At 66.1% G+C, this 24933-nt stretch carries 22 protein-coding genes and 1 tRNA gene; 16 read left to right on the top strand and 7 right to left on the bottom strand.

The window, feature by feature from the left end; all coding sequences use genetic code 11:
• Window positions 1-181 precede the first annotated feature (181 nt).
• The gene (locus KF785_00665; protein ID MBX3145252.1) at window positions 182-457 is read left to right on the top strand and encodes a DUF4242 domain-containing protein; all 276 of its coding nucleotides are present in this window, start codon (window positions 182-184) and stop codon (window positions 455-457) included.
• 75 nt (window positions 458-532) lie between these two features.
• Window positions 533-1723 (top strand): serine hydrolase, encoded by a 1191-nt coding sequence (locus tag KF785_00670; GenBank protein ID MBX3145253.1) that lies wholly within the window; start codon window positions 533-535, stop codon window positions 1721-1723.
• A 122-nt stretch (window positions 1724-1845) separates the two neighbouring features.
• Here KF785_00670 and KF785_00675 read toward each other — a convergent pair whose 3' ends face one another.
• From KF785_00675 to KF785_00695, 5 genes are all read right to left on the bottom strand, one after another.
• Window positions 1846-2664: a hypothetical protein gene (locus tag KF785_00675; GenBank protein ID MBX3145254.1), complete on the bottom strand. Its 819-nt coding sequence runs from the start codon at window positions 2662-2664 to the stop codon at window positions 1846-1848.
• Window positions 2665-2763: 99 nt separating this feature from the next.
• Entirely contained in the window at window positions 2764-3537 is a 774-nt protein-coding gene (locus tag KF785_00680) for a VOC family protein (GenBank protein ID MBX3145255.1), read from the bottom strand.
• A gap of 62 nt (window positions 3538-3599) precedes the next feature.
• A complete protein-coding gene (locus tag KF785_00685; protein MBX3145256.1) occupies window positions 3600-4142 on the bottom strand; it encodes a hypothetical protein in 543 nt (180 codons plus the stop codon).
• Window positions 4143-4211: 69 nt separating this feature from the next.
• Complete coding sequence (locus KF785_00690) at window positions 4212-6398, bottom strand: xanthine dehydrogenase family protein molybdopterin-binding subunit (protein MBX3145257.1); 2187 nt, start codon at window positions 6396-6398, stop codon at window positions 4212-4214.
• Window positions 6399-6407: 9 nt separating this feature from the next.
• The gene (locus KF785_00695; GenBank protein MBX3145258.1) at window positions 6408-6923 is read right to left on the bottom strand and encodes a (2Fe-2S)-binding protein; all 516 of its coding nucleotides are present in this window, start codon (window positions 6921-6923) and stop codon (window positions 6408-6410) included.
• 221 nt (window positions 6924-7144) lie between these two features.
• On the opposite strand from KF785_00695, the gene KF785_00700 reads away from it, so the two are divergent.
• The 5 genes from KF785_00700 (at window position 7145) to KF785_00720 (ending at window position 10982) form a co-directional block, all read left to right on the top strand.
• Complete coding sequence (locus KF785_00700) at window positions 7145-7651, top strand: hypothetical protein (protein ID MBX3145259.1); 507 nt, start codon at window positions 7145-7147, stop codon at window positions 7649-7651.
• A gap of 10 nt (window positions 7652-7661) precedes the next feature.
• On the top strand, window positions 7662-8216 hold the full coding sequence (locus KF785_00705; protein MBX3145260.1) for a hypothetical protein: 555 nt from the start codon (window positions 7662-7664) through the stop codon (window positions 8214-8216).
• 129 nt (window positions 8217-8345) lie between these two features.
• Window positions 8346-8418, top strand: a tRNA-Phe gene (locus KF785_00710).
• 243 nt (window positions 8419-8661) lie between these two features.
• Window positions 8662-9723 (top strand): hypothetical protein, encoded by a 1062-nt coding sequence (locus tag KF785_00715; GenBank protein MBX3145261.1) that lies wholly within the window; start codon window positions 8662-8664, stop codon window positions 9721-9723.
• A complete protein-coding gene (locus tag KF785_00720) occupies window positions 9720-10982 on the top strand; it encodes a hypothetical protein (protein MBX3145262.1) in 1263 nt (420 codons plus the stop codon). Before KF785_00715 ends, KF785_00720 begins: the two co-directional genes overlap by 4 nt.
• A gap of 56 nt (window positions 10983-11038) precedes the next feature.
• On the opposite strand, the gene KF785_00725 is transcribed toward KF785_00720, so the two are convergent.
• Window positions 11039-12811, bottom strand: a complete 1773-nt coding sequence (locus tag KF785_00725) for a CocE/NonD family hydrolase (GenBank protein MBX3145263.1) — start codon at window positions 12809-12811, stop codon at window positions 11039-11041.
• A 231-nt stretch (window positions 12812-13042) separates the two neighbouring features.
• Between KF785_00725 and KF785_00730 the strand changes: the two genes are divergently transcribed.
• The 9 genes from KF785_00730 to hrpB all read left to right on the top strand — a co-directional run bounded on the left by KF785_00730 (window position 13043) and on the right by hrpB (window position 22799).
• Complete coding sequence (locus KF785_00730) at window positions 13043-13633, top strand: RNA polymerase sigma factor (protein ID MBX3145264.1); 591 nt, start codon at window positions 13043-13045, stop codon at window positions 13631-13633.
• Window positions 13630-14229: a zf-HC2 domain-containing protein gene (locus tag KF785_00735; protein ID MBX3145265.1), complete on the top strand. Its 600-nt coding sequence runs from the start codon at window positions 13630-13632 to the stop codon at window positions 14227-14229. Before KF785_00730 ends, KF785_00735 begins: the two co-directional genes overlap by 4 nt.
• Window positions 14229-15128, top strand: coding sequence for a hypothetical protein (locus tag KF785_00740; GenBank protein MBX3145266.1), 900 nt, complete (start codon window positions 14229-14231; stop codon window positions 15126-15128). Before KF785_00735 ends, KF785_00740 begins: the two co-directional genes overlap by 1 nt.
• Before the next feature lie 27 nt (window positions 15129-15155).
• Window positions 15156-15632, top strand: a complete 477-nt coding sequence (locus KF785_00745; GenBank protein MBX3145267.1) for a hypothetical protein — start codon at window positions 15156-15158, stop codon at window positions 15630-15632.
• 7 nt (window positions 15633-15639) lie between these two features.
• Window positions 15640-16266: a DNA-3-methyladenine glycosylase I gene (locus KF785_00750; protein ID MBX3145268.1), complete on the top strand. Its 627-nt coding sequence runs from the start codon at window positions 15640-15642 to the stop codon at window positions 16264-16266.
• 131 nt (window positions 16267-16397) lie between these two features.
• Window positions 16398-17420, top strand: a complete 1023-nt coding sequence (locus tag KF785_00755; GenBank protein ID MBX3145269.1) for a fatty acid desaturase — start codon at window positions 16398-16400, stop codon at window positions 17418-17420.
• Window positions 17421-17540: 120 nt separating this feature from the next.
• Window positions 17541-18983 (top strand): amidohydrolase family protein, encoded by a 1443-nt coding sequence (locus KF785_00760; protein ID MBX3145270.1) that lies wholly within the window; start codon window positions 17541-17543, stop codon window positions 18981-18983.
• A 178-nt stretch (window positions 18984-19161) separates the two neighbouring features.
• A complete protein-coding gene (locus KF785_00765; protein MBX3145271.1) occupies window positions 19162-20301 on the top strand; it encodes a class I SAM-dependent RNA methyltransferase in 1140 nt (379 codons plus the stop codon).
• Entirely contained in the window at window positions 20298-22799 is a 2502-nt protein-coding gene (gene hrpB, locus KF785_00770; GenBank protein MBX3145272.1) for an ATP-dependent helicase HrpB, read from the top strand. Before KF785_00765 ends, hrpB begins: the two co-directional genes overlap by 4 nt.
• Before the next feature lie 3 nt (window positions 22800-22802).
• Here the strand turns inward: hrpB and KF785_00775 are convergent, their stop codons facing one another.
• A complete protein-coding gene (locus KF785_00775; protein ID MBX3145273.1) occupies window positions 22803-24932 on the bottom strand; it encodes an enoyl-CoA hydratase/isomerase family protein in 2130 nt (709 codons plus the stop codon).
• Window position 24933 lies beyond the last annotated feature (1 nt).

A 24933-nucleotide genomic window follows, 5' to 3' on the forward strand; every position in this document is an offset into this window, starting at 1 on the left:
GTGACAGACGATGTTAGTCCAATCCGCGAAGCTGTGCCAGACCCGTCGTTCTGCGGCCCTGCGTCCGGTGCTCCGGCCTCGCATCTGGCGTAGGGACTAGGCCGGAGATAGTCTAGGCCATACCATGTTCCCCGATCGCGGTGGAACAGGGCTCATCACACCTGAAGGGAGACCAGCAGCCATGCCCAAGTTTGTCATCGAGCGAGATATCCCCGGCGCCGGCAAGCTTTCCCCATCCGACCTGCAGGGCATCTCGCAGAAGTCGTGCGGTGTGCTCTCGACCATGGGCCCCCAGATCCAGTGGGTCCACAGCTATGTCACTGACGACAAGATCTTCTGCGTTTACGTGGCGCCCGACGAAGCCTCGGTCCGGGAACACGCTCGTCAAGGTGGATTCCCGGCCAATCGGGTGTCGCGAGTGGCCACCATGATCGACCCGACGACTGCTGAGGCATAGAAGGTCAGGGGGCTCTGTTCCTGTTGGGGTCCTGGTAGCAGATTGAAGGGATCCCCTCACGACGGAGCCCCCGTGTTGCGCCGATCCTCTGCCATCGCGCTGTTTGCTGCTGTCTGGTTGTCCGGCTGCGGTCCGGCCTCGTCACAGCCCGATCCAGCCGGCTGGCCGACGACGTCACCGGCCGCCGCCGCCGTCAACGGAGCGGTGCTCGACAGCATCGATGGCGAAATCGCTCGCGGCGACTACGGCTTCGTCGACCGGATGCTGGTGATTCGGGACGGCAAGATCGTCTTCGACAAGAGCTACGTCCACGACTACGACGCCGCCTATGGCGATTCCGCCAAAGTGCCGAGCGCGCTCAATGCGTCGGATCCCACCGGGTCCTACAATTACTTCAATCCGTGGTGGCATCCCTACTACCGGCGGGGTGATCTGCACAGCTTGCAGTCGGTCACCAAGACGATCACCTCGGTCATCATTGGCGTCGCGGTCCATCGGGGCGACTTTCCCTCGATCGATACGCCGATTCTGACCTTCTTCGATAGCACCAAAGTCGCCAACGTCGATGACCGAAAGCGTCAGGTCACCGTGCGACATCTGCTGACTATGACCGGCGGCTTCGACTGGAACGAGTCACTGCCCTATGTAGATCCGCGAAACAATGCGGTTGCCATGGAAGCGAGCCGTGACTGGATCGAGTATGTCATCAACCGGCCCATGGCGCGTGCGCCTGGTGAGCAGTTCAACTACAGCAGTGGGGAAACCGAGCTGCTCGCCTACATCTTTCATCGCGCCACCGGCCTCGATATCGAAGAGTACGCCGCCCGCCATCTCTTCGGGCCGCTGGGCATCGAACGATGGTTCTGGAAACGAATCCCGACCGGCCTGATCGACACCGAAGGCGGCCTCTACCTCGAAGCCCGCGACCTGGCGCGGATTTGGCAGCTTTTCCTCGACGGCGGATCGTGGCGCGGCACGCCGATCGTCTCGAAAGAGTGGGTCGAGGAGTCAGTCAAACCCGCCGTTCGTGCTGGCAATAGACCGGGCACACCCTGGTACGGGCTCAAGTGGTGGCTCTATCCCAACCCATCCGATACGACGAAGCTGCTCTGGACCGGGTCGGGTTTCGGCGGCCAGTTCCCGATGGTTGCCCCCGAACGCAACCTCGTCGTTGTCTTCAATGGATGGAATATTCTCCCAGGCGGCAAGCGATTTCCTCGGGACGAGATCGTCGCGAGGTTGATCGCCGCGGTGCCGCCGAACTGACTTCACCATCGTTCCGGCGCTGCGGCTGACGGACTGCGCGGCGAAACGGGTGCTCGTAATCCTGTAGTGACCGGCAGCAGCGAGCAGCGCGACCTCGCAAGAGGTCGCCCTGGCCGCAGCGGCTACCAGGAGATCGAGAAGCCCAGTCCCACGATGACGGAAGAGATGTCTCTGATGCTGCTGTCGAGGGGAACCCGCACCGTCAGTGAGGGTCGAATCATGCCGGGACGAAGCTCGATCTGGCTGACGATCGAGTGAAAGCTGCGGTCATCGAATCCGAGGTCACTCTCGGTCAACACCGCTCGGCCGGTCACACCGATCGTGGCGAGGTAATCAGCGCTCTCGTGGCCGGCACGGACGCCGTAGTCGGCGATGAACTCGGGATCGACACCGTTGCCTCCGGCATCGACCAGAAAGGCGCCGCCAGCTCGGAAGCCAAATAGAAAGCCATTACGGTTGCGCGTGATGAACTCACCACCGCCGCGAAACGTCATCCGCTCGGGGATGAACGCCTCGAGCCGATCGAGATCGGCGATACCGCCAGCCGCGTAGGCGGCAAGCGCTCCCAGGTTGTCCGGCTCCTGTGCCAGCGGCAACCGGATGCCCGCGTGGCCGACAAATGAGCCGCGTGCATTGGGGAACCGGAGGCCGACGTACGGGTTGCCTGCCAGAGTCGTAGAACCGATCGGATCATCCAGGCTGCTGAGCCCGATCGGCAACTCGGCCTCGAGCACCATGCGCTCGCCAACTCGGGTGCCGGCAGACAGAAAAAGTGCGCCGGTAAAAAACTTGGCACCTTCCTCCTGAAAAATCGGTCGATACCCTTCGAGGCCGACGGTCCAACGGCTGACCGGAGGCGTATGCCAATAGCGCTGGGCAGCGAGCGGTGTGCCAGCTACACCCATCAGCAGGAGGATCGAAATTCGGGCACGCAACGACATAGACTTACTCCACGAAAATGGTGGTGTACCAGTGAGACGTCTCACCAGGCGAGCCCGTTCACATCACACCACCAGTGGAGTATCGGATCCTGGCCTCGGTCAGCGGTTCATCGAAACCAGCGCAAAGGCCGCACCTTGAGGATCTTCGCACTGCACGACCCACGCATCACCGGGTACAGACATCGGGCCGAAGATGACCTGCCCGCCCCGAGCGGTCACCTCGGCAATCGCCCGGTCGAGGGCGGGAACGCTGAAGTAGTACAGCCAGAACGGCGCCGGAGCTTCGGGCGGCTTCGTCATCATGCCGCCAAGGGGCTCGCCGCCTGCTCCGAAGAGCTGATAGGTCCCCATCTCGCCCATGTCCATCGTCTCACCCTTGGTCCAGCCGAACTGAGATGCGTAAAAGTCGAACGCGCTCGACCAGTCCGTCGCCATCAGCTCGTGCCACGCCCCGTGTCCCTCGGTCATGGGAGGAACGGGTGCCTCCTCCGTGCCCGGTAAAGGCGTAAACAGCGTAAAGACCGCTCCCTGCGGATCGGCAACCACGGAGAACCGACCGACGGTCGGAATGTCATCTGGCGGACGGTGCACGGTACCGCCGCCTGCGGATACCTTCGCGGTGGCCGCATCGACATCCGGCGTTCCGATGTACCCCATCCACCCCGGCCGCGCCCCAGCATCGCACGCCTCCTGCGGCAGTTGCATCAGACCCGCTACACCCCTGCCATTGGCCGAAAGAATCGTGTAAGGAGAGGGGCCGGTGGGAAACACCTGAGCTGACCACCCGACGACAGCCCGGTAGAAATCCTGCGCAGCTGCTGGGTCGGTCGTCATGAGCTCGTACCAGACGAAGGGGCTTCCTTGGACGGGCATTCTTGAACATCCTTTCGAGCCGCACTGCGGCAGCTGGGGTGTGACGGCGGTGAGGCCCCGGGTCAGTCCGGAGGCGCGTTGGTTTGCGCTGGCGGGCTTGGCCGGCGATACCCTTCGCGCCATCCGTACCAATGGCCCGCGATCAACAATACCGCCACCACCGCACCGATCCACGGCCGGCGCGTCAGCCCGTCGCGGTTGATCGACCAGAAGGCCACGGCAATCACGACGATCGGCAGCACCAGGCCAGGAAGCCAGGCCAGTTTGAGGGGACCCGGATTGTCCGCCTGTATCGCGGCGGTAATCCAGTTGAACGTCTGCAGCGAGATCACGCCCAGGACGATGTGCAGGGTCAGGACCGTCAGAACCTGCCCCGTCCGTCCGCCCGGCAGCCACGCGAAGTTGCCGCGCCCGGCGCCGGCGATCAGCGGTCCAGCCAGCGCGAGCCAGCGAATCATCATCAGGACGATGACGCCCCCGAAACCCGCCAGCGAGCTCTTGTCGCCGCCCAGCGGATAGCTGGCTGCCTCGGCCCATGCGAGCGCCAGCTGCACACTCATGAAGGCGCCGAAGAAGAGCGAAACGTTGAGAAGTAGAGTGCTCATGGCTGCGAAAAGTGAGGGCCGGCGCTGGCACCGGCCCTGCTGGTTATCAACGATCGACGGACCTGGTGATCAGGCCCACTTGAGCCCGGCCTTCGACAGCGGCAGCGACCGGATCCGCTTGCCTGACGCTGCGAAGATGGCGTTGCACAAGGCGGGCACTACCGGCGGAAGCGCAGGTTCGCCGATACCGGTCGGGGCATGGTCGCTGATCAGGAAATGCACCTCGACCGGCGGCGACTGCGTCAGGCGAATGATCGGGAAGTCGTGGAAGTTGCTTTCCTTCGCCCGCCCCTTCTCGATCGTGATTTCCTGCGCAAACGCCTCGCTCAACCCATCGAGGATCGAGCCCTCGACCTGGTTGATCGCGCCGCTCGGATTGATGATCTGACGACCGATGTCGCCCGCCACCCAGACCTTGTTGACGCGGAAGCTGTCCGGCGTCTTCATGGTGACCTCGACGACTTCCGCAAAGTAGCCGCGATGGCTGTAGTGGAACGCGACTCCGCGCCCGGTGCCCTTGGGCAGTGCTGTCTTGCCCCACCCGGACTTCTCGGCCACCAGCTGCAGCACGCCCCGCATCCGGGCGGCGTCATAGCCCGCGGGGCCCTCGCCGACCATGCGCGGATCGCCCAGGATCTCGAGTCGCACCTCGACCGGGTCGCGCCCGGCGGCATGCGCCAGCTCGTCGATGAACGAATGATAGACAAACGCCAGCGCGTTGCTGCCTGGAGCTCGGAGCGGACCGGTCGGCACGCCAAGCGGCATGACGGATGTGGCCAGTTCGAAATTCGGAATGAAGCGCGACGGAAACTCGGTCGGGGCAATCCCGGCGCTGGCTGCGAAACGCTCGCCCTCACCGAAGCTGACGAAGTGGTTCTGCCAGGCGGAGATCTTCCCGTTCCGATCGACTCCACCCTTCAAGAAGTGGTATCCCGCCGGACGATAGAAGCCGTGCTGTGTGTCGTCCTCGCGGGTCCAGAGCAACTTGACGGGCGTACCGGCCATTTCCTTGGCGATCCAGGCCGCCTCGACCATGAAGTCGTTGATGAGACGACGACCGAAGCCCCCACCGCCGCGAACGAGGTGAATGGTGATGGCGCCCTTGTCGATCCCGAGTGTCGAGGCCACCAAATCGCGCCCCGGCTCCGGGTTCTGAGTCGGCGCCCACATTTCCATCTTGCCGTCCTTGAACTGCGCCGTGCAGTTCTGCGGTTCGAGCGGCGCGTGGTGCAGAAACGGATAGTAGTACTGCGCCTCGACCACTTTGGCCGCGCTCTGCAAAGCAGCCGCGACGTCGCCCTCACGGTGCAGTACTCGTTGAGGAGTCTGCTTGCCGAGCGCTGCGGCGGTGGCGGCAAAGCCGGCACTCGATTGCTGCGCTGTCGGGCCCTCGTCCCAGGTGACCTCGAGCTTGCGACGTGCCCGGATCGTATCCCACCAGGTATCCCCGACGATGGCAACACCACCGAGCAGCCCGGTCAGCGCCGTGCCACCCTCGACGACGAAGGCCTTGCGAACCCCGGGCATCGCACGGAGCGCATCGAGATTGGCCGAGGCGACCTTGCCACCGAAGACAGGGCACTTGACGAAGACCGCGTGCACCATGCCGGGGACCTTCACGTCGATGCCGAAGAGCGGCTTGCCAGTCGTGATCTTCTTGTTGTCGACGCCCGACAGCGGCTGCCCGATGATCGTGAAATCCTTCGGATCCTTGACCCGCACGGTGGCCAGATCCGGCACCGGCATCGTGGCGGCCTTGGCCGCGAGCTCGCCGTAGCTCAGCTTCCGGTGCGTCTTGTGATGGTGGACCGCGTTGCCGCCAGTCCCGAGTTCGCTTTCCGGCACACCGAGTGTTGCTGCGGCCGCCGCAATCAGCATCTGCCGGCCCGCGGCGCCCAGCTTGCGGAGCTCATCGTAGTTGAGCGGCGTCGCCGTGCTGCCACCGGCAAACTGGCGCCCGTACTTGGTCGCGTCCGCGTCGGCCTGCTCGATCGTCACCGTTTTCCAGTCGACATCGAGCTCCTCGGCCACCAGCATCGGCAGCATGGTGCGCACGCCCTGACCGACCTCGGGGTTCTTGGCAATGATCGTGATGACGCCTTGGGCGTCGATCCGAATAAAGTGATTCGGCGCGAATACCGCGGCGCTCCTGGCTCCGGCGGTCAGGGGCTGGAGGTACGAACCCAGCAGGAGGCCACCGCCGGCGAGTGCGGTGACTTTGAGAAACGAGCGGCGATCTACCAGGGAGGCAGTCATCGGATCCTCCTATCGGTCGTGGCGCTCGGTCTGGCCGAGACGGGTCGAAGTCGCTGAGGCCGGAGCGCCGGCCTTGAGGTCGGCGGCGCGATGGACGGCTTTGCGGATGCGCAGGTAGGTGGCGCAGCGACAGAGATTGCCGTTCATCGCGGCGTCGATCTCGGCGTCGGACGGCTTGCCGGTTCGCTCGAGCAGCGCGGCGGCGGTCATGATCTGGCCCGACTGACAGTAGCCGCACTGCGGCACGTCGAGTTCGTCCCAGGCCAGTTGCAGCGGATGCGACCCGTCGGGCGAGAGGCCCTCGATGGTTGTGATGTCACCGTCGCGCACCGCCGAGACGGGAATCGAACACGAGCGCACCGGAGCGCCGCGAAGGTGAACGGTGCAGGCGCCGCAGAGCGCAGTGCCGCAGCCATACTTGGCGCCGACGAGGTCGAGATGCTCGCGCAGCACCCAAAGGAGCGGCGTGTCTGGGGCCACGTCGACGGTGCGGGTCTGTCCGTTGACCTTGATGGAGATCGCCATGCCAGTCCTCCCGGGAAGGCGGGTGATTCGGGAATAATCCCTAACGATACACCACTCCGTCGGCGACGCCACACCTTGATACCCGACCGCCCAAGTCACGTTTCCCTGGCGGTGAGCCGGGGTCGCCCTATCTTCTCACGACATTCAACGGAGAAGCTTTCATGCGCGTCATCCCAGGGTTGTTGCTCCTCGCTATGGCCTGTCGCGGTTCCGAAGCGCCGGTGGCTGGTCCGGTCGACGCCTTCTGGTCCGACCTCGAGCGCCTGTGCGGCAACGCCTACGGCGGGCGTCTCGTCGAGGCTCCGCCGGGCGACACCACCTTTGCGGGGAAAGCCCTGGTGATGCAGGTTCGCAGCTGCGGTCCGGACGAGATTCGAATCCCGTTCCATGTCGGCGATGATCGATCGCGCACCTGGGTTCTGACGCGGGTGGGTGAGGGACTCCGGCTCAAGCACGACCATCGCCACGAGGATGGAAGTGAGGACGCGGTCACGCAGTACGGCGGTGATGCCCGGCTGCCGGGTCAGCCGACGCAGTTCGACTTCCCCGCGGACTCGGCCACCATCGCGCTGCTTCCGGCCGCTGCCACCAATGTCTGGACGGTTGCCGTCGAGCCTGGTTCGCGTTTCGTGTACGCGCTCGTTCGTGTGGGCACCGATCGTCGCTTCCGGATCGAGTTCGATCTTGGCTCGCAGGTCGACGCGCCCCCGGCGCCGTGGGGAGAGTAGGGGAGGGACGATGTTCTCCCTCGTCCTCAGGGGCGGTCATGCCGTCCTGCTCGCTGGCGTGATCGGGCTCGGCGTGGCGCCCCTCGCTGCGCAAGAACCGAGGCCGCAGACCCGGCAGGGATTCTGGATCGGTTTTGGCTTTGGGGTCGGCTCGTTCGGGTGTCAGGGCTGCGAGCACCGCTTGACCGGCGGATCGGGGTACTTCCGGCTGGGCGGGACGGTCAGTCAGACCGTGCTGCTCGGAGTCGAGACCAACGCCTGGTCGAAGGACGAGGAAGGGGCGTCACTCGTCGTGACCCAGCTCAACTCGGTGGCCTACCTGTATCCTCGCGCATCGAGCGGATTCCACTTCAAAGTCGGCGTTGGTCTGGCGACAATCGACATCGACGCCGCGCCGTTTGGGGGCCGGGAATCGGGTGCCGGGCTCCTGCTCGGGTTGGGCTATGATGGTCGCATCGGCCGCAACGTTTCTCTGGTGCCCTTTCTGAACTTGCTGGCCGCCTCCGTCGACGGCGGCAGCCCATCGAATATGGTGCAGGTCGGGCTGGGATTGTCCTGGCATTGAAGCTGGAAGGGGACGGCTTCGGCAGCGGGGCGTGAGTGTAAGCTGGTGGGGTATAAGATGTTGAGGGTTAGGGACGGGGCGGGACCGTTGGCAGATCGGGGCGAGCCGGTCTATATTGGTCCGCCTTACGGCTAGGTAGCTCAGGTGGTAGAGCAGCGGACTGAAAATCCGCGTGTCGGGGGTTCAACTCCCTCCCTAGCCACTTCTTCGCGACAATTCAGACCGCTGTCTGGTGCCCGCTCACTAGCCGTGAGCGGGCATTCGACCTTCCTGGCCTGCCGGTTTCCTGGGTTGTTTCCCGCCAAGCGATCTCTCGTTACTTCCGGCCTCGTTTGTGCGATGCAGAGTCAGCAGTACACAGCGCTATCAACTGCGAGCGTCTCCTGGTGATCGGTCTTCGGTCAGTGATGGAGAACCGAACAGCATGGGGGCCTGGAGGCCAGCGGTGCCAGGGTGGGAGATGGGTCGGAACGGTCGGTTCGCATGGGCGACAGCAGTCGTCCTGGCAGCTGCGTGCGACATCCCGACCTCGGCGCCCATCATCGACTCGCGTTGGATCGTTCCGATCCAGGCTGATAGCGTGCTCGTGGTCGATCTCCTGCCCGCCGGCGTCACCAGCGACGGTGATGCGTTCGTGATCAGAGCTGCCCAGACTGAGGAGCAGCGAACCCTGCGGCAACTCTGCCAGGCCTGCCCGGCTGGCGTGGCACCGAAGCCCGCCTTCGAGGGAACGGTGACAGCGCGCTCAACCCTGCCGGGAGACGTCGTCCGCGCAACATTGCTGGCAGGGGCGGAGATCGCCCTCTTGTTCTTCCACGACTTCCGGTTTGATCCGATTCGACCCACGGCGACGTCGCGAGGACAGATCACTGTCTCGATACGCTCCGGAGGGGTGACGCTCGCGACTTCGACAATCGACGGCAACGAAACCGACCTTCCTCCCGGGATAACCTATCGGCGGGTCGTTCCGCTTCCCGGCGGGACTGTGATCGAGGGTGACGTGTCGATCGCGGTACGGGTCGTTTCTCCGGCGGGCGGCGTTACGCTGCTCGATCCGAACCACCGGGTGTCGGTTGCCGTGGTTCCAGCGGGGATCCGGGCATCTGCCGCGGTCGTGCGGGTCGAGTCGCGCACGCTGTCGGCCATCGAAACCGATATCGATGCGTCCGGCGTCAGTGCAGACCTGCGGTCGAAGGTTCGTCGGGCAACCCTGCGATTGCAGGTCGCCAACCCGCTGGCGGTCAGCGGCGACCTGACGATCCGCTTCCTGAGCAGCGGTACGGCGCTGATTGCGCCGCGCACTGTTTCGCTCGAGGGCGGCAACCAGACGGTCGACATCGAGCTGTCGCAGGCGGACATCGACGCCGTTCTCGCCGCAGATCAGGTGCGTGTCGAGGTCGCCGGGCGTGTGAGTGGCTCCGCAGCGGACCGATTGGTGACGGTGACTCCGCGTCAGGTCGTCCGGATCGTTCCTCGCCTGATTCTCGAAACCAGGATCGGCGAATGATCCGGATCAGTTGCCTGACTGCGGCTCTGGGCATCGTGGGGATCGCGTCCGGGGCGAGTGCGCAGCAGGCCTCAGGGGTGGCCAGGGCGCGGGGAATGGCCGATGCGTTCGGTGCTGTTGCCCGTGGCGCCGAGGCCGCCATGTACAACCCGGCCAACCTCGGGTTGCGCACTCAGCGACGGTTCAGCATGACCCTGCCGGCGGGGCACGCGGCCTATGGCTCCGCCCCGGTGACGTTCGCGGACATCAATCGATTCGCGGGCGAGGTGCTTCCGGACGAGGTCAAGGCAGCCTGGCTGTCGGCGATTCCAGAGGGTGGTGTGTTTCGTGGTCGGGTCGACGCCGACCTGACTGGCATCGGCATCGCAATCGACCGGCTTGCCGTGACCGTAGGCGCTGTCGGCCACGCATCGATAGTCCTTCCCCGGATGGCTGCTGAGCTGCTGCTCAACGGCAACGCCGGAATCGACGGTTCCTTCGGTGGCGGCAGCGGACGATACTTTGCCGCAAGCTACCTGGCGCTGAGCGGGGGGCTGCCGGTTGCTGAGCTCGAGGGAGGCGTGCTCGCCGCAGGGGCAACGGTCAAGTACCTCCACGGCCACGCCTACGGTTCGATCTGGAATGTGGCCGGCTCGATCGCGCGCACCGACGCCACGACGGACCTGCGCTTTCCCGCCGTCACCGTCGGGGGCGGCAACCACGGCGTTGGGCTCGACCTCGGCGTGGCCTGGGAAGGCAGCCGGCTTTCGCTCAGCGCATCCGTGATGGATCTTCGCAACACGCTCGGCTGGTCGACGAGGGATGCCCGGCTCCGCGACGGGCGAGCGCTCGTCGCGGTCGATACGGTTCTGGTCGAGTTCGACGATCGACCCCTCGACGACCCGAGCCTTCCGGCGCCCCTGGTGCACGAGGCCCGGGCTCGACTCGACCAGGCCACTGTCCGTCCGGCACTTCGACTCGCTGGAGCCTATCGGATCCCAGGGCTCGTCCTGGCCGCTGACCTGGTGCACCGGTCATCCGACGAGTCAGCGCTCCTGCGTGCCAGGGGAACCGAGCTGGGCCTGGGGGGTGAGTATCGGCCCTTCGCCCTCCTCCGGCTCCGCGCCGGCGCAGGACTCGGCCAGGGGGGCGGTCAGTGGACGGTCGGGTCTGGCCTGCTGTTCGGCGGTGTGGCCATCGACGCGGCGTACGGCCGGCGTCGGACCGACGGAACCACACTGTCGCTCGCTTCGCTTGGCCTGAGCATCGGTCTTCGCTAGGTACGGATCCGGGAAGCTCAGGGTGACCGGGTTCGGCCACCCCGATGCCTGGGACACTAGCGTGTGATCGGGATCTCCAGCACGCTCGGATACTTCGGATCGTGGTGCAGGGCGATCCGCGCGGTTCGCGCCTCCTTGCCTGATTCGTTCGCCACCACGCCGCCCCCGTTGTAGTTCTTCTGGAGCGCAATCGTATTGGGCGAACGAATGAAAAGCCGCAGCCGGCTCCCCTTGGTGAAACGCCGAGCGAAGAACGGGAAGTTCTCGAACCGATACGGCAGCACCGCGCCCGGGGTCACCAGTTTCTCCTGCCGCAGCGACTCGCGGTATCGGGCCCGCAGCAGCGAACTCGTCAGCTGGCGGGTCTGCCCGTCAGGCAGCACCTCGTAGAGCGTCACCCATAGATCGGTGTCGGGCACATCCATCGAGAGCCAGGCCGTGAACTTGATCTGGCCGGCCACCTCGGTCTCCTCCTCGAACGGCTCGGAGTGATAGATCAGCCCGTTGCCGCCGGTCTGATGAACCGGCGTCGGATCGACGAACGACATCGCCCACGGGTTGGTGGCGGATTCCATGTAGGGAACCGTGTCGAGCGGATTATAGACCCAGCGGTCGGGCGCCGAGGCGACCGGTGCCGCGGTCGAGAGCGTGCCGCTTGCGAACACGTCGTTGGCCCGACCGTTGATGGAGTGCAGATAGTAGCGCCGCGTTTCGTTGGCAATTGCTTCGAGACTGTCCGCGTACTTCCAAACGTCGCTGCCGGCGACATAGTAGGCGACCGGCTTCTTGAGGAACGACGGTCGTGGCCCGTCTTTCATGGTCCAGTCGTACCACTCTTTGTGGAGCTGGGCGATGTCGACCATGCTGTTGTCGCCGAACTCGATCCCGTTGACGTTGCGGGTGGGCACCCGCGTACCACCGTGGTCCCAGGGCCCCATCACCATGAAGATCCCCTTGCGCGCTTCCGGCGTGGCGTGCTTGAGGAAGTTGCGGTAGTGCATCAGGGTGCCAAGCTGATCGCCGTCGTAGTGGCCCGTAATCGTCAGAATCGGCTGGGTGATCTTTCGGTACTGTTCGGGCGTCGGGGCCACCCCGTCCCAGTAGGCGTCGGGTGCCGGGTGTTCGAGCCAGCGCTGGAACATGGTGGACTTGTTCCCTGCCAAGCTGTCGAGCACCCGGAAGGGCAGGTGGTTCCGATGCAGCGTGCGCGCGACCGACGCCCAGTGGGCCATGTCGCCGAAGATGCTGCTCTGGGCGGTGGCGCCGCTGGTGTAGGTGAGCCACTGAATCACGTAGGTGTTGAAGATGTTGCCCTCGAAGGGGAAATCGTGCCCGACGTAGGCCGGCGCCACCGGGACAATGGTGGTCAGGTGCGGCGGCATCTCCTTGACCGTGGCCCACTGGTCGGTGCCGCCGTAGGACCCGCCCCACATCGCGGTCTTGCCGTTAGACCAGGGCTGCCTGGCCATCCACTCGACGATGTCGTGCCCGTCCTTGCCCTCGTTCACGAACGGCTCGAAGCGCCCTTCCGAGTTGCCGCGGCCCCGAACATCAACGGCCGCAAAGACGTAGCCGTCCCGCGCGGCGCGCATGGCGAAGCGATGGTAGGTGTCGCTGATATACGGGGTTAGGGTAAAGATCACCGGCAGCGGCACCGTCTGGCCCCGGACGCGATAGACGGTGGCGTTGAGGCGAACCCCGTCGCGCATTGGGATCTTTTGACCCCAGAGGATCTCGATGTCCTGTGGAACAGGTGTCGTTCCGCTCTGCGCTGCTACCGGCATGCCGAGCCCCGCCAGCAGGGCTGCGGTGAGAACCCATCGCATCATGGTGCGCTCCGTGGTGGAAGCGAAGTGACTGGTGAATTTTCGCGTTGATTTTCAACAGTAGCAACAGAAACAGTGCATGACCGACCCTGATCCGTCAAGGTCTCCTGCGGTGGGCCCCGTGGACCGGGCTGGCCGGGCGGTCCCTTTCGCTGCACCATTCCGTGAGGCGTGACCGGATGCCCCCGGCGCTGGCCCTCCAAACCCGTGGGGCCGGACCGGCATCCAACCTTCGTGACTGCGATTCTGGCCATGCCGAACCACCTGCCCGCGCTGGCCGGGTCTGCCCCGGCGGAGGATCGATCCGCAGGCGAAGCCCTGGTGGCACAGGCGTGTCGGGGCGACGAGGGCGCGTTCGAACGATTGTATCGGGCGCACGTCGGCCGGGTCCATGCCCTGACCCTCCGATTGACGGACGATGTCAGGCATGCCGAAGAGCTGACCCAGGACGTCTTTGTTCGGGCCTGGGAGCGACTCGCCTCGTTCCGGGGCGAGAGCGCCTTCGGGACCTGGCTCCATCGGCTGGCCGTCAACGTGGTGTTGGGTGACCGGCGCAGCGCCTGGCGGCGGGTCCGCCGAGTTACCCCGGCGGGCGATCTGCTGGAAATGGAGGTGGAGATTCGGGCGCCAGCCCCGGGGCTCAAACTGGATCTCGATGCGGCAATTGCCGGGTTGCCGCCCGGCGCAAGGACAGTCTTCGTGCTCCACGACATCGAGGGATACGAACACGGCGAGATTGCCACCCTGACGGGGATCGCGGTCGGGACCTCGAAGGCCCAACTGTTCCGCGCCCGCCGGCTGTTACGAGAGGCGTTGGATCGATGACTTGCTCCGAAGCGCAGGACCACCTGGAGGCGTACCTCGGCGGAACCCTCGATCCCGCACGACGTGACATGCTTGATGCGCACCTGGCATCGTGCGCCGAATGCCGCGCCGCGGACGAGACGGCTCGCTGGGTCCGACAGCGCACCGCCGGGTTGCCGCGCGAAGTCGCGCCGTCACGCGACCTCTGGGACGGCATCGTGCCGCGCCTGGCTCGCCCGCGCCGACGCTATGCTGTGCCGCTCTCCGGATTGGTGGCGGCCGCGTTGCTGCTGGTCGCGGCGAGCGCCACGACCACCCTGTGGCTCAGCCGGGCCTCTTCCCCGGCGCCGTCGGCGTTTGCCGGCACCGAGGCGAGCTATCTCTCGGCGACGCTCGAGCTGTCCGAACTCTACGCCCGCGCCCGTGAAACCATGGCGCCGGAAACGCGGGCCCTGCTGGAACGCAATCTCCAAGTCATCGAACAGGCGTTAGGCGAGGCGCGTGCGGCTCTGCGGAGCGACCCGGGGGATCGGTCGCTCGAGGCCATCGTCGCGACCGCCTACCGCCGGAAGATTGAGTTTCTGGAGCGTGCCACGATGCTCGATCGAGACGGCTGATGCGGCGGGTGACAGTTCTGGGGCTGACCTTGCTGGCGAGCGTGGCCGCACCCTCGGCTGCGCAGGTGCGGATCGAGCGCGGATTCCCGGCCACGCCCGATGTGACCCTTCGGATCTTCAACCTGGCCGGCAGCACCCGGGTCACCGCCTGGGATCACGACTCGATCCGAGTGACCGGAACGGTCTCGCCGGGTGGGCGCTTCTTCGGGGGCGGCGATCGACGCATGGTCAAGCTCGGCGTCGAGGATCCGCGCGGCGGCTTGCCGGCCGGCAACCTCGAGGTCTGGGTGCCTCGCCGCGCGCGGATCTGGGTCAAGAGCGCCTCGGCCTACGTGGCGGTGACGGGTGTGGCAGGCGAGTTGGAGGTGATGAGCGTGACCGGAGCAATTCGGCTCGATGGCGCACCTCGTGTCGCGACGCTCGAGTCGATCGAAGGAGATGTCGCCGTCGTTGGTGCGGCGACCGTGCTGCGAGTGCGTACCGGAGGCGGTTCCGTGCGCATCGATGAGGTGCGAGGCGATCTCACCGTTGTCACTGTCTCCGGATCAATTGCGATAACCTCCACGGAGGTGCTGTCTGCTCGCCTGGAAACGGCGTCCGGAGGCGTGACCTTTCAGAGCGGTGTCGCCGGGGACGGGCGCCTCGGTGTCGACACACACGACGGTACCGTGGACCTGATCCTGCCACCGTCGATCGACGGACGGTTCGACGTTGCCACAGTCAGGGGCAAGCTGGCGGTCAGCCTGCCTGGCTATCGATCCAAGCCGGGCCAGGATCGTTCGGCCGTGTTTGCCACGGGCAAACGCTCGGGCGCCGGTGGCGGCATTGCGGTGACGGTGCGGAGTTTCTCGGGCCAGGTGCGCATTGGTTCAAACCCCGCGACGACTGGAGGCATCTGACAGGATACCTCACACCGGAGCATCGTCATGTTCGCTCGTCGCATCCTGCTGTCAGCCCTGTTGGTGACTGGTCTTGCCGCACCGCTGCTGGCCGGCCCCCCCTGGATCAGCATCGAGCTCCCGCCGAATCCGTTCGACGCTGCGAGTCGCAATGCCGTGCTGCTGGTGCACGCCTTTCACTATCGCCAGAATGCCAATGAAGGCGTGACCGGCCGCGCGGTTGGCATCGTCAATGGGGTGCGCCGAACCATGACCCTCCAACTCGATCGGACCTCGCGCCCCGGTGTTTTCGCGCTCCGGAATACCTGGGGATCCGTCGGCGCCTGGACGCTGATCCTGACCGCAAGCCAGGAACACGGGCACGCGGCCGAGGTCATGGTTAAGATGACGGGCGCGCGGGTCATCGCCGTCGAGGCGGCAACCGAACCGAGTCAGCATGCCGAGCTGCCGGTCATGTCCCGCCGGTTTACGGAGGCCGAGATCGAGGCATCACTCAGACGTTAGGAGGGGTATGGCACTGGCCGACGGATTGGTGCGTGGCGATGATGGCCTGGTCCGGTGCTGGTGGGGCGCCTCGGCGCCGGACTACGCGGCCTATCACGATGCCGAGTGGGGTTGGCCGGTGCACGAGGATCGCCGCCTGTTCGAGAAGATCTGTCTCGAAGGATTTCAGTCCGGCCTGAGCTGGCTCACCATCCTGCGAAAGCGCGAGAACTTCCGCCGCGCCTTTCGGGACTTCGACTACCACACCGTCGCGCGTTTCGGCGCGCGCGAGGTGTCACGGTTGCTCGGCGATGCTGGCATCGTGCGGCATCGGGGCAAGATCGAGTCGACGATCAACAACGCGAAGCAGGCCAAGCTGATTGAGAATGAGTTTGGATCGCTTGCTGCTTACTTCTGGACCTTCGAGCCCGACCCGGCGTCGCGGCCGCGGAAGGTGGTCCGCAGCGCCATTGTCTCAACCAGCCCCGAGTCGGTTGCGCTGTCCCGTGACCTCAAGAAGCGAGGCTGGAGCTTCGTTGGGCCGACTACTGTCTACGCCTTCATGCAGGCAATGGGGCTCGTCAACGACCACCTCGACGGCTGCCACGTCCGGGGCCCCGCCCTTGCGGTTCGCCGAGGGGCGGACCGAGATTGAAGGCCGGTCAGGACGAGAGATGGCCGGGTCCTGACCGCCCAAGTCGTTGCCGGTAGTACGCTTAGGCTTCCAGGGCCTCGCGGGTTTGGCTCCGGGGCGTTAACTTTCATCGTCTCTCAAACTACGGACTGATGAGCACCAAGGACGTTGTCAGCACCAAATGGCGAGAACTCGTCATCAAGTATCAGCAGCCGAGCACGAAGGCTGCCGTGACCCAGATCCTGACCACCTTCATCCCCTTGGTGGCGGGCCTGGTCCTCATGGCGCTTGCCATGAAGGTTCACTACGGCCTCGTCCTGCTGTTGGCTATCCCGACGGGCGGCCTGCTAGTCCGGATCTTCATCGTCATGCACGATTGTGGACACGGATCCTTTTTCCGATCGCGCCGGCTCAACGACATCTTCGGGTTCATCACGGGCTGCATGACCTTTACGCCCTACATCCAGTGGCGGCGTGACCATGCGGTACACCACGCCTCCTCGGGCAATCTCGAGAAGCGCGGCGTCGGCGACATCGCGACCCTGACGGTCAAGGAGTATGAGGCCCTGTCGCGCTGGGGCCGGTTCAAGTATCGGATCTACCGGAATCCCCTCATCCTGCTCGTCTTCGGTCCGGTCTGGCTCGTGATCAAGCACCGCCTGCCGACGCCTGGCGTTCATACCACGAAAAAAGAGAAGCTGAACGTCTGGCTGACGAATGCGACCCTCGTTGCGGTGGGCATCGTGCTGGCGATGTTCGGCGTGCTGGGCGAGGCCGCGGCCATCTACCTGCCGGCCTTCCTGGTTGCCGGATCTGCCGGTGTCTGGCTCTTCTATGTGCAGCATCAGTTCGAGGATACCTACTGGCGTCCGGCCGCCGAGTGGGATTACGCGACCTCCGCGCTCAAGGGCAGCAGCTACCTCAAGCTGCCGAGGGTGCTGCAGTGGTTCTCGGGCAACATCGGGCTGCATCACGTCCACCACTTGAGCCCGCGGATTCCGAATTACCGGCTCCAGCAGGCCCACGACGAGCAGCCGGAGCTGCAGAACGTGCCGACGATTTCCTTCTGGGAAGGCCTCAAGGCGCTCAGGCTGCGCCTCTGGGATGAGGAGAACATGCGTCTGATCGGATTCCGTGAGTTTCGGGAGCGACAGGCGGCCCTTCGGTCCAACTGACCGACGGGCATGGTACCACCGGCGGGGCGGCGCTCAGTGCCGCCCCGTTTCGTTTCTATGGGTCTGGCGCTACGTTGGCGCGACGGGTTGGCTCCCACATCGAGCGAAGGTGATCGAGATATGCGAGATCTGAACGGTCGGCTGATTGCCATTTTGACCCTGGCAGCGGCGGCCCCAGCCGCCGCCCAAAGCACCGCCCAGCAACTCACTGAAGCCCAGCGGGCCTTCATCGCCGTCGATGCGCCTGCGGTCGCGCTGACGCGGGTTCGGGTGGTGGATGGAACCGGGGCCCCGGCCCGAGAGGATCAGACGATCCTGGTGGCGGGTGGGAAGATCAGCTGGGTCGGGCCCGCCAGTGCCGCCAAGATTCCGGCGGGTGCTCGCGTCATCGAGCTCGCCGGGCACACGGTGATTCCCGGCATGGTCGGGCTCCACAATCATACGTTCTACTACACGGCGGCCCCGCGCGCGGCACAGGCCAACTACACCGCGCCGCTGCTGTACCTGGGATCGGGCGTCACCACCATTCGGACGACTGGCAGTACTTCGCCCTACGCCGAGCTCAATCTCAAGGCCAACATCGATCGCGGCATTCAGGTCGGACCCCGGGTGTTCGTGGCCGGTCCCTACCTGATGGGGCCCGGCCCGGATATGCGCCTCAACCTGCTCGGCATGCACGAACTCAAGAACCCGGACGCTGCCCGGAAGACGGTGGACTACTGGGCCGAGGAGGGCGTAACCTGGCTCAAGGTGTACACGCAGATCGATCGGGCGACGTTAGGCGCAGTGGTTGACCAGGCGCACAAGCGTGGTATCAAGGTGACCGGCCATCTCTGCTCGGTCGGCTACCAGGAGGCCGTGGGGCTCGGCATCGATGCTCTCGAGCACGGCATGCTGGCCAATTCGGAGTACTACGCCGGGAAGCAGCCCGATGTCTGCCCGGCCGGTTTCCGGGATGGCTTTGCCAGCATCGATATCGCGAGTGATCCGCGAGTTCAGAAGACCATCCAGATGATGCTCGACCGGAAGGTTGCTCTGACCTCGACGCTGGCCGTGTATGAGGCAGGGTCGCCCGGTCGCTGGTTCCTCGACCCAAGGCTCTGGGACGTGCTGTCCGCCGACGCGCGCGCCGAGGAGGAACAACGCCGCGATGCGATGGCGACCGTGACGAGCCGGTCCGCCTTTGCTGCGGTGCAGAAGAGCATGGAGTTCGAGGTGGCCTTCTTCCGGGCCGGTGGCGTGCTCGCCGCCGGAGTCGATCCGGCGTTCAACACCCCGGCCGGTTTGGGGGATCATCGAAACTACGAGTTGCTGCGGGAGGCGGGTCTGACCGGACCGGAAGCGGTGCAGGTCATGACGCTGAACGGCGCCAAGGTCCTGGGGATCGACGGCGAAACCGGCTCGATCGCGGTCGGCAAAGCTGCGGACCTGGCAGTCATCCGCGGTAATCCGCTGGCCACGCCGAGTGAGATTCGGAACGTGACGCTCGTCTTCCGAAATGGAATCGGCTACGACAGCGGCAAGATGCTGGCGGCGGTCAAGGGGCTGGTTGGGCTCCGTTAGGTCGTTCTTGGCGGGGCGGTCAGTCCGATCGGAGGCGGGGGGTCGCGCGGGCGGCGCCGCCGGCGCGGCCGGCAAACGGCGATGATCGCATGGCGGGGGCGCCGACTGACGCGCTGGCGGCGCCGCCCGCGCGACACCCCGCCTCCGATCACGAAGTTTCCGGCTGGAACAGCCTGAGATGTCCGTGACCGTCGGGGCACTGGTGGTTACGCACGTCGGACTCGAGCCCGTGCTCGTTGCCGAGCTGGCGGAGCTCGGGCTCGTGGGCGAAGTGATTTCGGGCGGAGTCGAGCTCCAGGCCAGCCTGCTCGACGTGGCCCGGGCCAACCTGATGCTGCGCACCGCCGGCCGGGTTCTGGTCCGAGTCGCCAGTTTCCGCGCGCGCACCTTTCCGGAACTGGAACGGCATGCTGCCAAGCTGCCGTGGACTCGCTTCCTGCCGCCCGGCATGCCGGTGCACTTCCGCGTTACCGCCAAGAAATCCCGGCTGTCGCACGAGCGGGCCATCGCCGAACGGCTGGGGCGCGCCTTGCAAACGGCAGCACCGAAGGCCACCGTCGTTGCGGGCCGCGCCGAGGCTGATGCGGACGACGACATTCAGCGGTTCGTGGTGCGATTCCATCGTGACGTCTGCACAGTCAGCGCTGACAGCTCAGGCGCGCCCCTCCATCGCCGCGGCTACCGCCTCGACACCGGCAAGGCGCCGCTCCGGGAAACGCTCGCGGCGGGTTTGCTGCTCAGCTCGGGTTGGGATGGTACCACGCCGCTCGTCGACCCCTTCTGTGGTTCGGGCGTGATTCCGATCGAGGCGGCGACCCTCGCACGCCGGATCCCGCCCGGCCGGAATCGCCACTTCGCGATCGAGCGATGGCCCGGCTTCGACGCCACGGCCTTCCAGGCCGTGCGGGCCGCGGCTGATCTCGCCTCGCTGCCTGCCTCGCCAGTACCGATCCTGGGCGGCGATCGCGATGCGGGCGCGGTGCGGTCCGCCGCCGCCAATGCCGAGCGAGCGGGCGTCTCGGCCGACGTCCCCTGGCAACACCAGCCTCTGTCCGCCACGGTCCTCGATGGGCCGCCCGGCGCGATCGTCACCAATCCTCCCTATGGCGCCCGAATCGGGGAGCGCGCCTCGCTGCGCGACCTGTATGCGCAGCTTGGCAATGTCCTGCGCCGCCAGGGCGCCGGCTGGACGGTGACGATCGTGTCGGCCGACCGCGAGCTGGACGGGCAGGTTGGCCTGCCATGGACGGAGCTGATCCGAACCGAGAACGGGGGCCTTCCGGTGCGCTTCATTCGCGCGGAGCTGCCGGCCGCGTGACCGAACGGCTGCCCGTCGAGCGAATCGTTCCGGCGCTGGAGGAGGCGCTCGCTGCCGCGGGCTCGGCGGTGCTGGTGGCCGAGCCGGGAGCCGGCAAGACCACGGTGGTGCCATGGCGACTGCTGGACGCACCGTGGCTCCGCGGTCGCAAGATCGTGATGCTGGAACCGCGGCGAGTCGCCGCCCGGGCCGCCGCAGCGCGGCTGGCGTGGCGTTTGAGCGAGCCGGTCGGTGAGACGGTGGGCTACCGAATCCGGTTCGACACCAGAGTCTCATCGACGACGCGCATCGAAGTCGTCACCGAGGGCGTCCTGGCTCGGATGATCGACGATGATCCGGCGCTGGAAGCCTGCGGCCTCGTCATCTTCGATGAGTTTCACGAACGCAGTCTGCCCGGTGATCTTGGCCTGGCACTGACACTGCAGAGCCGAGCCATCCTTCGCCCCGACCTTCGGGTGCTGGTCATGTCGGCCACCCTCGACTCGGCGGCCGTGTCACGTCTGCTGGGCAACGCGCCGGTGCTCGATGCGCCCGGACGTGTCTTCCCGGTCGAGACTCGCTACCGACCCGCGCGTCCCGACAGTCGATTCGAGGCGCACGTTGCCGGGGTCGTTCGGGAAGCACTGGCGGAGGAAACTGGGGACATCCTCGTCTTCCTGCCGGGCATCGGTGAGATCCGCCGCGTCGAGACCCTGCTCCAGTCCGACAGCTCCGTCCTTGCCGGGCGGGTTGCCCTGCTGCCGCTTCACGGCTCCTTGTCAGCTGCGGAACAGGATGCCGCCCTGCGCTCCGGTGCGACCCGTCGCGTCATCCTGGCGACCAGTATCGCGGAGACGAGCCTCACGGTGCCGGGTGTTCGGGTGGTGATCGATGGCGGTCGGATTCGGGTGCCGCGATTCTCCCCGCGCACTGGCATGAGCCGACTCGAGACCGTGCCGGTTACCCGCGACTCGGCGGATCAGCGACGCGGGCGCGCAGGGCGAACCGAGCCTGGCGTCTGCTATCGGCTCTGGTCGCCGGTCGAGGAACTGAGCTTTGCGGCGCATCGGACGCCGGAGATTCTCTCAGCGGACCTGGCGCCCCTCGCACTCGACCTGGCCGCCGCCGGCGTGATCGACGCAGCTGACCTGTCGTGGCTGGATGCTCCGCCGCCGGCTGCTCTGGCCCAGGCGCGCGCACTGCTCGTGCTGCTCGACGCGATCGACGCCGAGCACCGGATCACGCCGATGGGACGGGCCATGGCGTCGATGGCGGTACATCCGCGGCTCGGGCGAATGATCATCGCGGCACAGGACGCCGGGGCGTCGGAACACGCCCTGGCCATCGAGCTTGCTGCGCTGCTGTCGGACCGGGACCCGGTGCGTCGGACCGACCCGCGAGAGTTGCCAGACGTAGACCTGCGCCTGCGGGTCGATGCGGTGTCGTCGGGGAAGACCCCTGCCGGCATCGAGGTCGACCCTGGTGCGCGGTCCCGCTTGCAGAGCGATATCCGCGAGTGGCGGCGGCGTGCCGGCCTTGGGCGTGAGGTCCGGTCCGACTCGGAGGGGGTCGGTCGGCTCCTGGCAGCTGCGTATCCGGATCGCGTGGCGCAGCGACGGGCAGGCCAGGCAGGACGGTTCCTGCTCCGCAACGGCCGTGGCGCTGCCATACCGCCCGATCAGCCGCTGGCCCGGGCGGACTACATCGTCGCGGCGGATCTCGACGACACTGGTGCCGAGAGCCGGGTCCTGCTTGCCGCGCCTCTCGACCGAAGCCTGGTCGACGAGCTGGTCGACCCCCATGGGGGGCGCCAGACTGCCGTTCATTGGGATTCAACCCGGCGGACGATGCGGCTATTCGAGCGTCTGCGGCTGGGCGAAATCGTCGTGGCCGAGCGACAGCTGACCGACCCCGATCTGGAGCGGATTCGTGAAGGGGTGCTGTCTCTGGTCGGATCCGAAGGTCTCAGCGTGCTGCGCTGGTCAGACCCGGCCCTTCGCCTGCGGCAACGACTGGCGACCCTGCATCACGCCGATGCCGCCGGGTGGCCGGATGTGACCGACGCTGCGCTGCTCGGGTCGGTCGACCGGTGGCTGTCGCCAGCCATCGTTTCAGGCGCCATCGATACGATCGATCTGGTCACGGCCATGCGCAGCTTGCTGAGCCACGAGCAGCAACGCCAGCTCGACCGCCTCGCGCCAGAGTACTATGAGGTACCGACTGGCTCCCGGATTCGGATCGACTACAGCGACCCAGCAGCACCGGTGTTGCCCGTCCGACTGCAGGAGATGTTCGGCGAGCAGGTGACACCGCGGATCGCCAACGGCGCCATTGCGCTCACCGTCCACCTGCTTTCGCCTGCGGGGCGACCGATTCAGGTCACCCGCGATCTTGCCGGCTTCTGGCGTACCAGCTACTTCGATGTGCGAAAGGAGATGCGAGGTCGCTATCCCCGGCACGAGTGGCCCGAGAATCCGCTCGACGCGACGCCGACCCGCCGCGCCAAGCGAAAGTCCTGAGGCTCAGGCGGGGTAGAGCGAGCGACCGTCCCGCGCCAGGTCGCGGAGCAGCGTCGGCGGTCGGAAACGTTCGCCGTACTGATCGGCCAGTGCGTCGCATTCATCGGCCAGGCGTCGGGTGCCGATGAGGTCGATGTACGATGCGATGCCACCGTGAAAGGGGCAGAAGCCCCAACCGAGTATCGATCCGACGTCGGCGTCCTGCGGCCGCGTGACGATGCCTTCTTCCATACAGCGGAGCGTTTCGACAGCCTGGATGTGCAGCAAGCGCCGCCTGACGTGCTCGAGCGGTGGTTGGATTGCGGCCTTGGGGTAGTGGGTGTCGAGCAGCGGCCAGAGCGTGGCTTCACGCTCCCGGTAGTCGTAGAACCCTGCTTTGGATTTCTGCCCGTATCGTCCCTGCTGCACCATGAAGGCAATGATCCGGTCGGCCGGATGCTGTACGTAGCTTGCGCCGAGGTCGGCTTCAGTCTGCTGGCGGATCTTGTCGGATAGATCGAGGTTGACCATGTCGGCCACCGTCAGGGGCCCCATCGGCATGCCGGCCAGGCGTCCGGCGTGATCGATCAGTGCCGCGCCGACGCCCTCGCCCAGCATGGCCACACCTTCTGCTAGGTAGGTGCCGAAGACTCGGCTGGTGAAGAAACCACGCCCGTCACGCACCACGATCGGTGTTTTGCCGATGGCCTGGACGAAGTCGAGCGCCTTTGCCAGCGTGGCGTCGGACGTCTGCGCGCCGAGAATGACCTCGACCAGCGCCATCTTCTCGACCGGGCTGAAGAAGTGGAGGCCGATGAACTGCTCCGGTCGGACGCGGGCTGCGGCCAGACCTGACACCGGCAGCGTCGAGGTGTTGGTCGCCATGATCGTATCGGCGCCCACAACGGCTTCGGCGCGACGAGTCACGTCGGCCTTGAGGTCGCGCTGCTCGAAGACGGCTTCGATCACCAGCGACGACCCTGCCAGGTCGGCAAAGTCGGCGGTCGGGCGGATCCGGCCGAGTGCCGCAGCCGCCCCCGCATCGGTGAGCCGGCCCTTCTTGACGCCGTCGGCCAGAATGGCGCCGACGCGCTCCTTGCCCCGATCGGCGCCAGCGCGGTCGACATCGAGCAGAACGACGTCGATGCCGTTGACGGCGGCGGCGTGCGCGATGCCGTGCCCCATCAGCCCGGCGCCGAGAATGCCGACCTGGCGGTAGGTGGCCTTCGGGACGCCGCCGGGTCGATGCTCGAGACGTCGGGCGCTGCCCATGCTGAAGAACAGGGTGCGCACCATGTTGCGGGTCGACGGGTGAAACACCAGTTCCACGAACCCGCGAGCTTCGACCTTGAGACCCTGGTCGATCGGCAGCTGCAGGCCGTGGTAGACCGCGTAGGCCGCGAGGCGCGGGGCGGGGTAGTTACCCCAGGTTTCCCGTGTGATCATCGCGTTGGTGCCGACGAAGGTCTCGAGCCCGGCCGGGGAATGCACCTCACCGCCGGGAATCCGATAGCCCTTATTGTCCCACGGCTGGATCGGCTCGGTGCTCCGCACCAGCTCTCGGGCCCGCTCGAGCAAGCTGTCCCGTGGCACCACTTCACCAACCAGGCCAAGCTCCTGAGCCCGGTTGGGCGGTACTGTCTTACCTTGTGTGATCAGGCCGAGCGCCTCGCGGGCGCCGATCAGGCGGGGCAGTCGCTGCGTGCCGCCGCCACCCGGAAGCAAACCAAGCGACACTTCGGGCAGGCCGATCCGAATCGTCGGATCATCGGCCACGATGCGGGCGTGGCAGGCGAGCGCGAGTTCGAACCCGCCGCCTAACGCCGTTCCGTTGAGCGCAGCGACGACGGGCTTGCCCCCGGTTTCGAGGGTCCGGGTGAGCTGCTGCAGGCTCCGGACCCGTTCCAGAAACTCGGCGCGCGTCATGCCCGCTGCGGCCAGCAGCATCCGGAGGTCGGCACCCACCAGAAATTCCGGCTTGCCGGATGTCAGGATGATGCCGGTGACCGCAGCATCGCCCACCAGGCTGCCGATTGCGCTGCTCAGCTCGGCAAGTGACTCATCGGAGAGCACGTTAGGCGCCTTGCCCGGCGAGGCGAACGTCAGGGTGGCAATACCGTCGGCTTCGATCCTGGTCGTCAGGTGGGTCGTCATG

This window comes from Gemmatimonadales bacterium, assembly GCA_019637315.1.
Taxonomy (GTDB): Bacteria; Gemmatimonadota; Gemmatimonadetes; order Gemmatimonadales; family GWC2-71-9; genus SHZU01.